The sequence below is a fragment of the Streptomyces drozdowiczii genome, assembly GCF_026167665.1.
Lineage (GTDB): Bacteria > Actinomycetota > Actinomycetes > Streptomycetales > Streptomycetaceae > Streptomyces > Streptomyces drozdowiczii_A.
The window spans coordinates 3,143,702-3,158,353 of record NZ_CP098740.1; the positions used below are offsets into that span (position 1 = coordinate 3,143,702).

At 70.2% G+C, this 14,652-nt stretch carries 13 protein-coding genes and 1 pseudogene; 6 read left to right on the forward strand and 8 right to left on the reverse strand.

What is annotated here, in order from left to right:
• The first annotated feature begins 44 nt into the window (after nucleotides 1-44).
• From NEH16_RS14185 to NEH16_RS14195, 3 genes are all read left to right on the forward strand, one after another.
• Nucleotides 45-959 (forward strand): erythromycin esterase family protein, encoded by a 915-nt coding sequence (locus NEH16_RS14185; RefSeq protein ID WP_265542580.1) that lies wholly within the window; start codon nucleotides 45-47, stop codon nucleotides 957-959.
• Between the two features lie 43 nt (nucleotides 960-1,002).
• Complete coding sequence (locus NEH16_RS14190; RefSeq protein WP_265542582.1) at nucleotides 1,003-1,926, forward strand: phosphotransferase family protein; 924 nt, start codon at nucleotides 1,003-1,005, stop codon at nucleotides 1,924-1,926.
• A 315-nt stretch (nucleotides 1,927-2,241) separates the two neighbouring features.
• Entirely contained in the window at nucleotides 2,242-3,036 is a 795-nt protein-coding gene (locus tag NEH16_RS14195; protein ID WP_265542584.1) for a hypothetical protein, read from the forward strand.
• A gap of 115 nt (nucleotides 3,037-3,151) precedes the next feature.
• Here NEH16_RS14195 and NEH16_RS14200 read toward each other — a convergent pair whose 3' ends face one another.
• On the reverse strand, nucleotides 3,152-3,517 hold the full coding sequence (locus NEH16_RS14200) for a peptidoglycan-binding domain-containing protein (RefSeq protein ID WP_265542586.1): 366 nt from the start codon (nucleotides 3,515-3,517) through the stop codon (nucleotides 3,152-3,154).
• A gap of 254 nt (nucleotides 3,518-3,771) precedes the next feature.
• Nucleotides 3,772-4,098: an ArsR/SmtB family transcription factor gene (locus NEH16_RS14205; RefSeq protein ID WP_073964721.1), complete on the reverse strand. Its 327-nt coding sequence runs from the start codon at nucleotides 4,096-4,098 to the stop codon at nucleotides 3,772-3,774.
• Here NEH16_RS14205 and NEH16_RS14210 point away from each other — a divergent pair.
• Nucleotides 4,097-5,655, forward strand: a pseudogene (locus NEH16_RS14210) (MFS transporter). The gene NEH16_RS14205 and the pseudogene NEH16_RS14210 sit on opposite strands and share 2 nt — an antisense overlap.
• Here the strand turns inward: NEH16_RS14210 and NEH16_RS14215 are convergent.
• The gene (locus NEH16_RS14215; RefSeq protein ID WP_265542591.1) at nucleotides 5,652-6,284 is read right to left on the reverse strand and encodes a maltokinase N-terminal cap-like domain-containing protein; all 633 of its coding nucleotides are present in this window, start codon (nucleotides 6,282-6,284) and stop codon (nucleotides 5,652-5,654) included. The pseudogene NEH16_RS14210 and the gene NEH16_RS14215 sit on opposite strands and share 4 nt — an antisense overlap.
• Before the next feature lie 84 nt (nucleotides 6,285-6,368).
• Here NEH16_RS14215 and NEH16_RS14220 point away from each other — a divergent pair, with 84 nt between their 5' ends.
• A complete protein-coding gene (locus NEH16_RS14220) occupies nucleotides 6,369-7,064 on the forward strand; it encodes a VOC family protein (protein WP_265542593.1) in 696 nt (231 codons plus the stop codon).
• Nucleotides 7,065-7,074: 10 nt separating this feature from the next.
• On the opposite strand, the gene NEH16_RS14225 is transcribed toward NEH16_RS14220, so the two are convergent.
• Nucleotides 7,075-9,135, reverse strand: coding sequence for a glycosyl hydrolase family 28-related protein (locus tag NEH16_RS14225; protein WP_265542595.1), 2,061 nt, complete (start codon nucleotides 9,133-9,135; stop codon nucleotides 7,075-7,077).
• A 375-nt stretch (nucleotides 9,136-9,510) separates the two neighbouring features.
• On the opposite strand from NEH16_RS14225, the gene NEH16_RS14230 reads away from it, so the two are divergent.
• Complete coding sequence (locus NEH16_RS14230) at nucleotides 9,511-10,431, forward strand: SGNH/GDSL hydrolase family protein (RefSeq protein WP_265547187.1); 921 nt, start codon at nucleotides 9,511-9,513, stop codon at nucleotides 10,429-10,431.
• A gap of 100 nt (nucleotides 10,432-10,531) precedes the next feature.
• Here the strand turns inward: NEH16_RS14230 and groL are convergent, their stop codons facing one another.
• From groL to thrC, 4 genes are all read right to left on the reverse strand, one after another.
• A complete protein-coding gene (gene groL / locus NEH16_RS14235) occupies nucleotides 10,532-12,154 on the reverse strand; it encodes a chaperonin GroEL (RefSeq protein ID WP_018101572.1) in 1,623 nt (540 codons plus the stop codon).
• 316 nt (nucleotides 12,155-12,470) lie between these two features.
• Nucleotides 12,471-12,677: a cold-shock protein gene (locus tag NEH16_RS14240; protein ID WP_003967346.1), complete on the reverse strand. Its 207-nt coding sequence runs from the start codon at nucleotides 12,675-12,677 to the stop codon at nucleotides 12,471-12,473.
• A 366-nt stretch (nucleotides 12,678-13,043) separates the two neighbouring features.
• On the reverse strand, nucleotides 13,044-13,322 hold the full coding sequence (locus tag NEH16_RS14245; RefSeq protein WP_018101573.1) for a MoaD/ThiS family protein: 279 nt from the start codon (nucleotides 13,320-13,322) through the stop codon (nucleotides 13,044-13,046).
• 29 nt (nucleotides 13,323-13,351) lie between these two features.
• Nucleotides 13,352-14,644, reverse strand: a complete 1,293-nt coding sequence (gene thrC, locus NEH16_RS14250) for a threonine synthase (protein ID WP_073964724.1) — start codon at nucleotides 14,642-14,644, stop codon at nucleotides 13,352-13,354.
• Nucleotides 14,645-14,652 lie beyond the last annotated feature (8 nt).

Sequence of the window (14,652 nt, forward strand, 5' to 3'; positions counted from 1 at the left end):
CCAACCTTGACCTCAACCACGCTTGAGGCAACACGATCTCATCCATGCAGACAGCAGCTACGGAATGGATCAGGCAGAACTCCCACGCGCTCACCGCGAGGAAGCCCGACGAGCCGTTGGACGACCTGCGGCCGCTCGCCCCGCTGGTGCGCGACGCGAAGATCGTGGCGCTGGGAGCCGCCAGTCGGCAGACACGCGAACTGTCGGAGACGGCGCACCGGATCGTGCGCCTGCTGGTGGAGGAGGAGGGGTTCCGGAGCGTCGTCCTGGAGGGCGACGATCCCGGCAGGCTCGGCCTGGCGGCGTACGTGGCCACCGGCGCGGGAGACCCGGGGGCCATGCTGGCGGAGGCGCGGGCGTTCTGGCGGACCGGGGAAATCCTCGGACTCGTACGGTGGATGCGGGCGTACAACGAGCGCCACCCGGACGCCCCGGTACGTTTCGCGGAGCCACCGGCCGCACAGGCGAGCACCCTGGCAGAAGCGGAACGCGCACTCGCCGACGGGGCTGCCTGGTGGCAGCGCCACACGGGAGACAAGGTCGTCTACTGGGGCGGCATGGCCCACACCGCCATCGGCTCCCCGCGCACCGTGTCCGTATCCCCCACGGAGCCCCCGCAAACGCACCAGAACATGGGCGGTTACCTGCGCGAGCGCATGGGTACGGCCTTCCGCTCCATCGGCCTCACGATGCCCATGCCCACCCCGAACCCGGCCTTCGTGGACACCGTCCTGACCGAGGCCGCTGGAACCGGGCCGGCCTACTTCCTGGACCTGACCCTCCCCCGCCCCGAGCCGGTGCGCCACGTCCTGGACACCCCGACCCGCACCCGCCTGATCGGCCCGACGTACGACCCCCGACACGACGAGTCCCACCACATGTCGGGCGCCGCCCTCACGACATGGTTCGACGCCATCATCCACACCCGGGAGGTGACGCCGTACCGCCCCCTGCCCTGATACTCCGTTGCCGCCTGATCAGGAGTGGCCTACGGTCCCGGCCATGTTGCCTGCGGTGGAGACGGATGACGAGTGGGACGCTGTCGTCCCCGACGAGAGCGTGATGCGTCCGGGGGTGGAAGACCTCTGCGCACGTCTCGGGCTCTCCGGCGCCTCGCTGGTTCGCTTCTCTGACGGGTCCCAGCCGGTCTACGCGGTGGGGGACGACCAGGTACTCAAGCTCTTCCCCGGAGCTGCCGCTCGGCGCGGAGTGGTCGAGAGCCGTGTCCTCGCCCATGTTCAGGGGCGGCTGCCCGTGCCGACACCCGTGGTGCGGGCCTCCGGCTCATACGAGAACGGCTGGCAGTACGTACTGATGTCCAGGCTGCGCGGCGAGAACCTCGCGCACTCCTGGGGGCACGTACCCCGGAATCATCGTGCCCGGCTCGTCTCCGAGATCGGTGAGGCCCTCGCGTCGTTGCACTCCCTCAGCCCTGATCAGGTGCGGGACGTCCTCGGCCCCGATGACTGGGGCAGCTTTCTCGACCGTCAGAGAGCCGGCGCGGTGGAACAGCAGCGCGCCCATGGACTGTCGGCGGCCTGGCTGGAGCAAATCCCGGGTTTCCTCGCTTCGGTTCCGTTGCCACGAGCGCCACAGCCCTCTCTGCTGCACACCGAGGTCATGCGGCAGCATTTCCTGGTCGACCCCGACGGATGGCGGCTGACCGGTCTGTTCGACTTCGAACCAGCGATGATCGGTGACCGCGCGTACGACTTCGTTGGTGTCGGCCTGTTCGTCACCTGTGGCGATCCGGCCCTGTTGCGTCGTCTCACCGAGGCATACGGCCACAGCTTCGAGCCGCATGAACTCATGGCCTACACGCTGCTACACGCATACAGCCACCTTCCCTGGTACATGAGAGAACTGCCCTCACCTGCCGAAAGATCGCTGTCCGCACTCGCAGACGCGTGGTTCGGCACGGTGTGAGAGGCGGGCCCCCGCCGGCTGGTGCGCCCTGCACGGCCCGGGGCTCAAGCCCCGAGTTCCGAGCGCTCTTTGAGTGGAATGGTTGGGAGGGCCTGTACCCGCCCACCCGCCCCCGTTACCCGCAAGGGTTCACTTTTCGCGACCGAGTTGCGACGGACGGTAGGCACGCTTTAGCTTCAGCGAGGACATAGACCTAAGACGGCCCCCGCCGGTGTGGCAACACCGCCAGGGGCCTGACCACCTCGATCGAAGGCTGACGGAGACGATCAGATGGCTGACGACCAGTCTAGTAGCGCGCCCTTCCCCCACCACCCGATGGCGAACCCCGGTTACGGCAAACGTTCCGCGCCGGATCAACGCCCCCGTACGGGTCAGGACTTCACGCACCTCCATCCCCGTGACGCGGCCATCGCCGCGTACATCGACGGGCTCTGCGACGGCGCCGACATCTCCGTAAAGGCGCTGGCCAAAGCGCTTCCGTACGGGCAGTGCGCCGTCCGAACGTCGCTGAACCGCCTCCAGGAGGCGGGGCACCTGCGCCGGGGCAGCGAGTGCGTGGCGAGCGGGGTGAACCTGCTGTGGGTGACGCGGACGTTCTTTTCCCGCACCGCGCGGGACGACACCTGGTGGGCGAGCTTCAGTCGGGGCGACGTACCCAAGGAGGCCCAGCGGGAAACGCGTTCACGGGCGTTCATCCTGCTCGCGGCCCTGGGCCGCCAGGCCCCCGTGCTGTCGCTGTCGCACCGGGAGTGCGTCGCGCTGGAGCCGCAGGCGTCGGAGTGGCTGCGCAGGGGGGCCACGGAGCCTGAAGTGCTCCGAGCCCTTACCACCGGACTGCCGGACGTAATCCACCACCCGGCGGCCTTCGTCGCCAAACGCCTCCAGACGAAACTTCCCCCGGCCCGCGAATCCCACCCGGTCCTGCGCACCCTGGAATGCAGCGAGTGCCGCGCCCCGGGCGCCCCCGAAGCGCTCCCGGGCGGCAAGTGCCGCCCCTGTGCGGGCAGACCGACCCGTGCGACCCCGGCCCTCCCCGCCCAGCAGGTCCACGCCCAGGCCCGCGCCGTACGCGCGGGCCTGATCCCCAAGTCGAACCGCCCCAAACGCTGACGCGCTACCGCTCCCCCGCGGCCATGTCCGGCCGGGGCAGGCTCGTCTTCCTCTGCTCGTGCCCGAATGACGGGACCCCCGCGCCGGGTGACGGCGCGGGGGCGGCGGCGGGGTGTCAGTGGGTGGTGGGAATGAGGGTGGGGCAGACTTCGCCCTCGATCAGGCCGCCGGAGTACTTGAGGTAGTCGTAGTAGAGGACGTCGCCGGTCCTCGGGCCGACGATGCCGTCCGCCGAGAGGCCGTGGCGGCGCTGGAAGTCGGTCAGGGCCGCGTAGGTGGCCTGGCCGTACACGCCGTCGCGCACCAGGTTGTACCCGGCCAGCTCCAGCGCCCGCTGCACGCAGAGCACCGGCGTGCCGCGCTGGTCGGGCTTGACGTACGGGACGCCCACGTCGGCCTGGGCGACGCCGGCGAGCGAGGTGACGACGATGGCGGCCGTGCCGAAGGCGACGGCTCCGCGCCGGAGGGCGGTCTTGATCATGGAAGGTTCCCCATCTCAGAAGCGGTCACGGGCCGCCCGGCAGGGCAGTCCGCGACTCGGACAGGGATCACTCTCAGGACCGCGCCACCCGTCCCACCAGGACTTCCCGTCCCTGAGACATCCCGGGCCAACCGGACACGCCCGAGCGGCACGTCCACTCCGTCCCACCCGCGTCCCACCCGTGTCCCGGTGGCGTTTCCCGGGGCGGGACGCGCCTACGGCCCGACGGGCGCGGCCGGACCGCCCCGCGACGCCTACTCGGCGGGATCGGCCGGACTGTCCGCGATGAGCTTCAGCAGGCCCGGGAAGCGGGACTCGATGTCCGCGCGGCGGAGTTGGGCCATGCGGCTGTTGCCGCGGTCCACCTGGCGGACCAGGCCCGCCTCTCGGAGGATCCGGAAGTGGTGCGTCCGGGTCGACTTGGAGACGGGCAGGCCGAACGACGTACAGGAGCGTTCCGTGCCGTCCGGCTGGGCGGCCAGGGTCGCCACGACCAGGTAGCGCAGGGGGTCGGACAGGGCCTTCATGACGGCCTGGAGCTCCATCTCCTCCGGGGTCGGATGCCCTTCGGCGTCCGGCATGACGCACCTCCTCCGCTTCGGTGACGGGCCCCGCCACCAAGGTACTACTTGCGTCGTACCTGACGCCGTGCCAGTCTATCCCGCGCCAGGTACGAAATCCCTCGTACCTGGCCGTCCTCGTCTGCCCCCTCACCCCCGGAGCCCTCTCGTGCAACAGACCGCCCCCGCCCGGCAGGGGCTGACGCTCGCGGTCGTCCTGCTCGCCGTCTTCGTGGTGCCCACCTCGATATCCGGCACCGCCGTCGCGCTGCCCGCCATCGGCGCCGACCTCCACGCGGGCTCGGCATCCCTTCAATGGGTGGTGAACGCCTTCAACCTGGCCTTCGCCTGCTGCACCCTCGTCTGGGGCTCGCTCGCCGACCTCATCGGCCGCGTACGCGCCTTCACCACGGGCGCCGCGATCTTCACCGCCGCGTCCGTCGCCTGCGCCGTCACGCCCAACGTGTACGTGCTCGACGCGGCCCGCGCGGTCGCCGGAATCGGGGGGCGGCGATCTTCGCCTGCGGGAGCGCGCTCATCTCCACGGCCTTCGACGGCGCCGCCCGCGCCAAGGCATTCGCGCTGTTCGGCACGGTCGCCGGAATCGGCGTCGCGCTCGGCCCCACCGTCTCGGGACCGGCCGTGGACGGACTCGGCTGGCGCTGGATCTTCGGGCTGCACGCCTTGGCCTTGGCGCTCGTGCTCCTCTGCCTGCCCGCCGTGGCGCGTACGGTCGAAGAGCCGCGCGACACCGACGCGCCCCGGCTCGACCTGCGCGGCGCCGCCGTCTTCGTCCTCGCGATGCTCGCGCTCACGTACGCCATCGTGCAGGGCTCGCAGTGGGGCTGGACCGCGGCCGGCACGCTCGGCCTGCTCGCCGTCGCCCTCGTCCTGCTGGCGCTGTTCACCGCGCACTCACGGCGGGCCGAGGCCCCGCTGCTCGACCTGTCCGCCGTGCGGAACAAGGCGTTCCTCGCGTACTGCCTGGTGCCCGTCGCGGCCTCGTTCGGCTTCGTCACGCAGCTCACGTACCTGCCGACGTATCTGACGACCGTCGCGGGAGACAGCCCCTCCTCGGCGGGGGCGACGATGCTGCTGCTGACGCTGCCGGTGCTCGCCCTGCCCCTCGCCGGCGCGCAACTCGTGCAACGCGGCACTCCCGCGACCGCCGTGGTCCTGGCGTCACTGGGCTTCCTCGTGATCGGCGACCTCGCCCTGCTGCTCCTCGGCCCGGACACCTCCGCCCTCGCCATGGCCGTACCCATGCTGCTCACCGGGGCGGGCATGGGCCTTTCGGCCGGGCTGGTGGACGCCCAGGCGCTCGCCCTGGTCGACCCCGCGAAGGCCGGCATGGCGGCGGGCTTCCTCAACACCCTGCGCCTGGGCAGCGAGGCCGTCGCCGTGGCCGTCTTCGGCTCGGCGGTCGCGGGCCTCGCCGCCGGGCGGCAGGACAGCGGAACGTCCCCCGCCGCCGCCTACGACTCCGCTTTCCACACGCTGCTCTGGGTGATGGCGGCCGTCTGCGCGGCACTTGCCCTGGCCGTCATCGCCCTGGCCCGCGGGGAACGACGGATCTAGGGCGTGCGCAGCTCCGCGAACACGCCTCGGACCTCCGCGTCCTCCGGCGTACGCCAGGGACCGGAGACGTAACCCCGCGCGCCCTCCGGGCCGTCCGCGGCGGGTCGCAGGAGGCGGTTCACGCGGAGGGTCACGTCCCTTGTCGTCAGGTACGTGCCCGTGGGGTCGTCCGTGGCCCTGGCAGCCGCCACGCCGAGGGGGCTGCCGGTGCCGGAATGGGTGATCGTCCGGTCCGGGGTGTCGCTGACGCTCTGCGCCTGCGGCTCGGCGCGGCCGTCGAGGAGGGCGAAGAGCTGGGCCACCAGGACCGGGTCGTGGCAGCCGTCGTACACCCAGCGCTTCCCCAGCACGCCGTGCGTGGTCATGCCGATGAAGGCGTCCTCGGCGCCCGCGAGCGCGGCGCTCCGGTAGGTGAGCGGCACGAAGTACGGCACCGGCTCGGCGCCCGAGGTGTCGGTGGCCACCATGAACTCGATGCCCACCTCGCCCTGCGGGTCGTCCAGGCGGAAACCGCCGGACCTGACGAGGGAGGGGCGAGTGGGGCCCGCGTACCAGGGGCGGGTGGGAAGCCAGGTGGTGAGCAGTTCGAGCTTGGTCGGCGACAGGGTGGTGCGGTGGATGACGGCCATGCCGGAGGTCTCCCGTGGGTCGCGTGAACAGCTGCTTTCCCTGCGCGCGGGGGCGTTGTCAGACCCGCGCGCTAGGTTGAGCCTATGACCTCTGGGGGCAGCACCACCGTACGTATCAGGCCACAGCAGTTCCACGAGACCGCCGGCCTCGACGACTGGCGCGTCGTCGGCGAGGGCGCGTGCGCGTACTTCCGCACCGGCGGATCGTTCGCGGCCGGTACGCGCTTCGTCCAGGCCGTCGCCGAGCTGCCGGACCTCGGTGACGAGCACCCGGACATCGACGTGCGGCGGGACGGCGTGACCGTACGGCTGATCACGCTCACCGACGAGTATTTCGGGATGACCAGCCGTCATGTCGAGGTGGCCCGACGGATATCGGAGACGGCCCGGGCCCAGGGCCTGACCGCCGACCCGTCCTTCATCCAGACCGTGCAGGTCACCGTGGACGCGCTCGACGGCCCCGCCGTGGTCGCGTTCTGGCGCGCCCTGCTCGGCTACGAACACCGCGCCGGCAGCCCCGAGGACCTGGTCGACCCGCGTCGGCGCGGCGCCCCCTTCTACTTCCAGCGGATGGACGCCCCGCGCCCCCAGCGCAACCGCGTCCACGTCGACGTATGGGTGCCGTACGACCAGGCCGAGGCCCGGATCGCCGCCGCCCTGGCCGCCGGGGGCCGGCTGCTGAACGACGCGGACGCCCCGCACAACTGGGTCCTCGCCGACCCCGAGGGCAACGAGGCGTGCATAGGGGTGGCCGGTCCGCCCGGACCGGCCACCGACTAGGACCTGCGCGTCACCACCCGGAGGGAGCGGGAGGCGGGACCACCGCCGGGCGGTCGTCGCAGGTGATCGTGTTGGGCAGCAGCCACGGCGCGAGCCAGCCGCCGTCGTTGCCGCCCAGGTCCGTGAGGCCGAACTCCGACCCCGTGGAGGGGAAGTTGAACGAGCCGCAGTTGTTGACGCCCACCGCGCCCACGTTGCGCGCGTCCACGTTCTCGAAGGTGGCGCCGCCCGCCGCGCGGGCGCTCAGCACCGAGGTGCCCGTGCCGTCCACCCTGATGTCCTTGAAGTGGATGTTCTTGATGACGTACTGGTCCTTCACCCCCCAGTCCGAGACCAGCATGACCGCGTTGTACGTGCTGTCCAGGAAGTCGTTTCCGGTGACCCGGATATCGGCGCCGTCGATGCTCCGGTCCAGCGCGTAGACCCACAGCGCGCCGAGCCCGATCTTCCAGTTCAGCTCGAACGTGCCCGCCCGGACCGTGGTGTTGCGCGCGAGCTCCACCTTCCCGGCGAACGGCTCGGCACCGAAGCGGGAGCCGAGGTGCAGCGCGCTGCCCTCGCGGACCGGGTCGGCGACGAGGTTGTCGGAGACGGTGATGTCGCTGCCGCCGTAGATCGCGATGCCGTTGGCGAGGACCGGGGTCTGCACGGTGTTGTGGTCGAAGGTGTTGCGGGCGTTGGTGGTCTTCTCGGCCCACATGGCGAGGCCGTCGTCGCCCGAGTTCCGCACGAAGGTGTTGGTGACGCGTGAATCGGTCACGCCTGTGTGGAAGTTGATGGCGTCCGCGATCTGGTCCACGATCACGGTGTCGGAGACCTTCAGGTTCTTCATCGGGCCGTCGAACCACATGCCGACCTTGGTGTGGCTGATGTGCAGGCCCGAGATGGTCGAATCGCTCATCGCGCCGCCGATCGCGTTGACCTGATCGGTGTCGATGCGCTCGCGCACGTCGCCCTCGATGGCGAAGCCGGACAGATGCACGTTCCGGCTGCCGCCCTCGGCCGCCGTCTTCCCGTAGAAGCCGACGCCGGTGTGCGTGGACCCGTCGGCGGCGGGCTCGTCGAGCGCCACCTCACGGCCCTTGATCTTCGTGTACCAGCTCCCCGCACCGGTGATCGTGACGTCGTCCACGACGATGTGCCGGTCCACGCGGTACGTCCCCGGCGGGATGTACACCTTCAGATGGGTGCGCCGGGCGAAGGCGATCGCCTTCTCGATCGCCCCGGCCGCGTCGCGCCGCCCGGTCGGATCGGCGCCGAACGCCAGGACGTTGGCGGCGAGGAGTTCGACGTGCGGCAGCCCGACGCGCTCGGAGTCCAGCAGGTCGATCGCCGTCCACGCGGCCCGGCTCCCGGCCGGCACGGTCAGCCGTACGGTGTCGCCCGCCCGGTACGTACGGCCGAGCAGGAGGCGCTGCTCGTCGTAGAAGTGGCTCGGCCGGAACGGCTTGTCCACGACCGGGGCGGGCGATGTGTCGGCGGGCACGCAGCCGCACTCGGTGATCCACCAGTCGGGGTGGAGGAGCCCGGCACCCGGGTCGTTGGAGAACGGGTACTGGTTGTACAGCCAGGAGTACTGCGAGGTCAGCGTCATCGTGGACCGCTTGGAACCGTTCACCGAGACGTCCAGCGGCGCCGTGATCCCTCCGCCGCCCGGTGCGTCCGGGATGCTGTAGCGCACGGTGATCGCGTTGGCCGCGGCGGGCAGCGTGAACTCCACGTACTGCCCGGGCGCCAGCTTCACCGCCTTCCGGCCGGACGCCTCGGACGGCAGCGTGTACGCGTCCCGGCCCGGGCCGACGACCGTGCCGTCGGTGACCGCGTTCTCGGCCTCCTGCTCGGCGAAGGCCACCTCCGCGCCGCGCCCCCGCACCAGCGCGGGGTCAAGCGCGGCGCGCGTGACGACCGGGGCCGGGGCGGCGGCGGGCCGGGGCCCGGCGAGCGCGGGCGCACCGGCCAGCACCCCGAACCCGACGGCGGCCGCGGTCACCGAGGCGACCGTGGACGCGTACAGCCCGGCCCGACGCGGTCTTCGCACCGCCGTCGCGACAGCGGCGAACTTCCGTGACATCGCATGCCCGTTTCTCTGAGTTCTGGTGTCAACGGCCGTGTGCGCGTGGGGAGTCGCCGCCGTCATGAGTGAGCCGACAGTAGGGCGGCGACCCGCCTGCCCACAAGCTCCGTGCAGCCATTTTTTCGAGGGAGTGCAGAACAAGTGCGCTGTGCTGTCACTTTTTTGCGCAAGGGGCGCAAGGGTTCCTCGGGCGCCGAGCCTGTTCCGACCTTGTCCGTCCGATCACTGGTCTCATGACCTACTGGCCGGTATACAGGCGAGGTTGGGTCCGCCGGGCACGAGCCGCCGAGCGGCCGGGCGCCTCGCGGCACCCCGCGCGCCCCGGTCGCCGCCGCCCGCCCGCGGACTGTCGAATTCTCTGGGGAGGGCATGATGATGCATCGGACGCGTCCGGGCAGGGCCGTATCCAAGCGACGCACCGCCATCGCGCTGGCCGCGCTGAGCAGCTGCGCGCTCACCGCCGGCTTCACCGGCACGGCCTCGGCCGCGACGGGGGGCGCGCACGGAACCCCCCGCTCCTCCTACGTGGCGCTGGGCGACTCCTACACGTCCGGCCCGCTGATACCCACGCAGGTCGACGCCAACTGCGCCCGTTCCGACCACAACTACCCGTCGATCACCGCGCGCGAGCGCCACGTCGCCTCGTTCACCGACGTGAGCTGCGGCGGTGCGACGACCGCCGAGATGTGGCAGGCACAGGGCACCAACGGGCCGCAACTGGACGCGGTGAAGAAGGACACGGACCTCGTGACCCTTCAGATCGGCGGCAACGACGTCGGCTTCGGCTCCATCATCGGCACCTGCGCCACCCTCAGCGCCAAGGACCTCGCCGGCAGTCCCTGCAAGCAGTACTACGGGGCCAAGGGCTACGACCAGTTGACGCTGAAGATCCTTGAAACGGCCCCCAAGATCGCCCGCGTCCTGCGGGAGGTGCACCGCAAGGCGCCCCACGCGCGCGTGGTCGTCGTCGGCTACCCGGACCTCCTTCCCGAGGACGGCACCGGCTGCTACCCCCAGGTGCCGTTCGCCGCGAAGGACTTCCCGTACCTGCGGGACACGGAGAAGCGCCTCAACCTGATGCTGCGCGCGGTGGCGCTGCTGAACCGGGCCGACTACGTGGACACGTACGGGCCGACGGTGGGCCACGACATGTGCAAGGCGCCCGCCGACCGGTGGATCGAGCCGCTGAGCCCGGCGGCTCCCGCCGCCCCGGCCCACCCCAACGCGAAGGGCGAGGAGGTCATGGCACAGGCCCTCCTCAAGACCCTCGGCCGGGGTCCCGGGCGCCACTGACCCCCGTACTCGCACACGTACACACAACGACACCGGCCCCCGGGGACGCATCCCCGGGGGCCGGTGTCTCGGTACTGCTGGAACTGCCGATCCGTCAGGATCAGAAGTCCATGTCACCGCCCGGCATGCCGCCCGGAGCGGCCGCGGCGGCCTTCTCCGGCTTGTCGGCGATGACGGCCTCGGTGGTGAGGAACAGCGCGGCGATCGACGCGGCGTTCTGCAGCGCGGAGCGCGTGACCTTCGCCGGGTCGAGAATGCCCTCGGCGATCATGTCGACGTACTCGCCGGTCGCGGCGTTCAGGCCGTTGCCGACCGGAAGGTTGCGGACCTTCTCCACGACGACGCCACCCTCAAGACCACCGTTGACGGCGATCTGCTTCAGCGGGGCCTCCAGCGCGAGCTTGACGGCGTTGGCGCCGGTCGCCTCGTCGCCCGAGAGCTCCAGCTTCTCGAAGACGGCCGAAGCCTGGAGCAGAGCCACGCCACCACCGGCGACGATGCCCTCCTCGACGGCGGCCTTGGCGTTGCGCACCGCGTCCTCGATGCGGTGCTTGCGCTCCTTCAGCTCGACCTCGGTCGCGGCACCGGCCTTGATGACGGCCACGCCGCCGGCCAGCTTCGCCAGGCGCTCCTGGAGCTTCTCGCGGTCGTAGTCCGAGTCGGAGTTCTCGATCTCGGCACGGATCTGGTTGACGCGGCCCTGGACCTGGTCGCTGTCACCGGCGCCGTCGACGATGGTCGTCTCGTCCTTGGTGATGACGACCTTGCGGGCGCGGCCGAGCAGGTCGAGACCGGCGTTCTCCAGCTTGAGGCCGACCTCCTCGGAGATGACGGTGCCGCCCGTGAGGATGGCGATGTCACCGAGCATGGCCTTGCGGCGGTCGCCGAAGCCCGGGGCCTTGACGGCGACGGACTTGAAGGTGCCGCGGATCTTGTTGACGACCAGGGTCGACAGGGCCTCGCCCTCGACGTCCTCGGCGATGATCAGCAGCGGCTTGCCGGACTGCATGACCTTCTCCAGCAGCGGAAGGAGGTCCTTCACGTTGCTGACCTTGGAGTTGACGATCAGGATGTACGGGTCGTCCAGGGACGACTCCATGCGCTCCATGTCGGTGGCGAAGTACGCCGAGATGTAGCCCTTGTCGAAGCGCATACCCTCGGTGAGCTCCAGCTCCAGACCGAAGGTCTGGGACTCCTCGACGGTGATGACGCCTTCCTTGCCGACCTTGTCCATGGCCTCGGCGATGAGCTCGCCGATCTGGGTGTCGGCGGCGGAGATGGAGGCGGTCGAAGCGATCTGCTCCTTGGTCTCCACGTCCTTGGCCTGCTCCAGGAGGGCGGCGGAGACGGCCTCGACGGCCTTCTCGATGCCCCGCTTGAGAGCCATCGGGTTCGCACCCGCGGCCACGTTGCGCAGGCCCTCGCGGACGAGCGCCTGGGCGAGAACGGTGGCGGTGGTCGTACCGTCGCCGGCGACGTCGTCCGTCTTCTTGGCGACCTCCTTGACCAGCTCCGCACCGATCTTCTCGTACGGGTCCTCCAGCTCGATCTCCTTGGCGATGGACACACCATCGTTGGTGATCGTGGGGGCGCCCCACTTCTTCTCGAGGACGACGTTGCGACCCTTGGGGCCAAGGGTGACCTTGACGGCGTCGGCGAGCTGGTTCATGCCGCGCTCGAGACCGCGCCGGGCCTCCTCGTCGAACGCGATGATCTTGGCCATGTGAAGTGGTCCTCCCGGACAGGGGTGGATTGCTCCGGACCGAGTGGCGCCCGCGACGGACGGCCTGCGTGCCTTGCGGTTCCTTCCCCGCCCGGCGTGCGGGCCTCACCGGCCCGGTCCAAAATTCTGTCACTCTCACCTGGAGAGTGCTAAGCCCAATGATTAGCACTCGACCCCCGAGAGTGCAAGCGCCCCCGGCCGGAGTGTGGACAACCCCGGCGACACTCGACCGACCCCGGACACGCGAAGGGCCCGTACCCCTAGGTACGGACCCCTCGTACGTGCGTGGCGTCGCGGCCGACGTGCCGTGCCGGGCTCAGCCGACGGCGAGCTTGACCATGTCCGCCTGCGGCCCCTTCTGGCCCTGCGAGATCTCGAACTCGACCCGCTGACCTTCTTCGAGGGTGCGGTAACCGTCCATCTGGATCGCGCTGTAGTGGACGAATACATCCGCACCACCGTCGACCGCGATGAAGCCGTACCCCTTCTCCGCGTTGAACCACTTGACGGTGCCCTGAGCCATGCCTAACTCCCCTGTAACGTGTGTGCGCCGAAGCGCGTCGACCGCGGCTGAATGTATCTGCCCAACTGCCCTCTGCAACAGGTCAATTGGACGACAATTCTGGGCGGCACCGATCGCCCGAATATGAGGAATTCATGAGGTTGCGGGGCAAGTCGGGCCCGGCAAAGGCGACTTAAGGCGCAAGAGGCACAGGCACATTGGCTGCTTCTGATCGTGGCGCGGCGCATTCTCATATGCGAGGGGCACGGGCAGCGAAGGGGACTTCCCACACTCTACCCCGCTCAACCATGCAGAATTGCCCCCTCCGCTTCTCTCGCGGAGGGGGCAATCGCGGTGACGCTACGGAGCCTTGGGCGGAGCCAAGGCTCAGCAGCCGCCGGCCACGGCGGGGATGATCGAGACGCCGGCACCGTCCGGGGTCGCCGCGTCGAGGCCGCCTTCAAAGCGCACGTCGTCGTCGTTGACGTACACGTTGACGAAGCGGCGCAGCTTGCCCTGGTCGTCCAGCACGCGGGCGGCGATGCCCGGGTGGTCCTTCTCCAGCGAGGCGATGACCTCGGAGAGGGTCGCGCCCTCGGCCGGAACCTCGGCCTGGCCGCCGGTGTAGGTGCGGAGGATGGTGGGAATGCGGACCTTGACGCTCATGGCGGTGCCTTCCTGGAAGTCTCGGGTGGTCAGCTGGTGGCGAGTCCGGCGGCGCGGAAGGCGTCCAGGCTCGGGCGGATCGTGGCGGTCGCCTGCGAGGTGTCGGCCACCGCGTCCAGCGTCTTGAGGCCGTCACCCGTGTTCAGGACGACGGTGGTGAGCGCCGGGTCGAGCAGACCGGCGTCGATCAGCTTCTTCGTCACGCCGACCGTCACCCCGCCCGCCGTCTCGGCGAAGATGCCCTCGGTGCGGGCCAGCAGCTTGATCGCGTCCACGACCTGCTCGTCGTTGACGTCCTCGACGGCACCGCCGGTGCGGCGGGCGATGTCCAGGACATACGGGCCGTCGGCCGGGTTGCCGATCGCGAGGGACTTGGCGATCGTGTTCGGCTTCTGCGGGCGGACCACGTCGTGACCGGCCTTGAAGGCGGTGGAGACCGGGGAGCAGCCCTCGGCCTGGGCGCCGAAGATCTTGTACGGCTTGTCCTCGACCAGGCCGAGCTTGATCAGCTCCTGGAGGCCCTTGTCGATCTTCGTGAGCTGCGAGCCGGACGCGATCGGGATGACGATCTGGTCGGGCAGCTGCCAGCCGAGCTGCTCGCAGATCTCGTACGCGAGCGTCTTCGAGCCCTCACCGTAGTACGGACGCAAGTTTACGTTGACGAACCCCCAGCCCTCGCCGAGCGGGTCGCCGATGAGCTCGGAGCAGAAGCGGTTGACGTCGTCGTAATTGCCCTCGATGCCGACCAGCTCACCGCCGTACACCGCGGCCATGACGACCTTGCCCTGCTCCAGGTCGTGCGGGATGAACACGCAGGAGCGCAGGCCGGCCCGCGAGGCGGCGGCGCCGACCGCACCGGCGAGGTTGCCGGTCGAGGAGCAGGAGAGCGTGGTGAAGCCGAAGGCACGGGCGGCCTCGACGGCGATGGCGACGACGCGGTCCTTGAAGGAGTGCGTCGGGTTGCCGGAGTCGTCCTTCACGTACAGGCCGCCGGTCACACCCAGCTCGCGGGCGAGGTTGTCGGCCTTGACCAGCTTGGTGAAGCCGGGGTTGAGATTGGGCTTGTCGGCCACATCGGCGGGCACCGGCAGCAGCGGCGCGTAACGCCAGATGCTGTTCGGGCCGGCCTCGATGCGCTTCTTCAGCTCATCGGGGGAGCCGCTCGGCAGGTCGTACGCCACTTCGAGCGGCCCGAAACAGGACGCGCAGGCGAAAATGGGGCCGAGTGCGAACCGCTCACCGCATTCGCGGCAGGAAAGAGCCGCGGCGGGACCGAGGTCCACGGAAGATTCGGTGTGTGCTGCGACGGTTTCAACAGCCATGATGGCGA

Coding starts and splice junctions, on each gene's coding strand:
- NEH16_RS14185 (WP_265542580.1), top strand. CDS start 45: ATGCAGACAGCAGCTACGGAATGGATCAGGCAGAACTCCCACGCGCTC.
- NEH16_RS14190 (WP_265542582.1), top strand. CDS start 1,003: ATGTTGCCTGCGGTGGAGACGGATGACGAGTGGGACGCTGTCGTCCCC.
- NEH16_RS14195 (WP_265542584.1), top strand. CDS start 2,242: ATGGCGAACCCCGGTTACGGCAAACGTTCCGCGCCGGATCAACGCCCC.
- NEH16_RS14200 (WP_265542586.1), bottom strand. CDS start 3,517: ATGATCAAGACCGCCCTCCGGCGCGGAGCCGTCGCCTTCGGCACGGCC.
- NEH16_RS14205 (WP_073964721.1), bottom strand. CDS start 4,098: ATGCCGGACGCCGAAGGGCATCCGACCCCGGAGGAGATGGAGCTCCAG.
- NEH16_RS14215 (WP_265542591.1), bottom strand. CDS start 6,284: ATGGCCGTCATCCACCGCACCACCCTGTCGCCGACCAAGCTCGAACTG.
- NEH16_RS14220 (WP_265542593.1), top strand. CDS start 6,369: ATGACCTCTGGGGGCAGCACCACCGTACGTATCAGGCCACAGCAGTTC.
- NEH16_RS14225 (WP_265542595.1), bottom strand. CDS start 9,135: ATGTCACGGAAGTTCGCCGCTGTCGCGACGGCGGTGCGAAGACCGCGT.
- NEH16_RS14230 (WP_265547187.1), top strand. CDS start 9,511: ATGATGCATCGGACGCGTCCGGGCAGGGCCGTATCCAAGCGACGCACC.
- groL (WP_018101572.1), bottom strand. CDS start 12,154: ATGGCCAAGATCATCGCGTTCGACGAGGAGGCCCGGCGCGGTCTCGAG.
- NEH16_RS14240 (WP_003967346.1), bottom strand. CDS start 12,677: ATGGCTCAGGGCACCGTCAAGTGGTTCAACGCGGAGAAGGGGTACGGC.
- NEH16_RS14245 (WP_018101573.1), bottom strand. CDS start 13,322: ATGAGCGTCAAGGTCCGCATTCCCACCATCCTCCGCACCTACACCGGC.
- thrC (WP_073964724.1), bottom strand. CDS start 14,644: ATGGCTGTTGAAACCGTCGCAGCACACACCGAATCTTCCGTGGACCTC.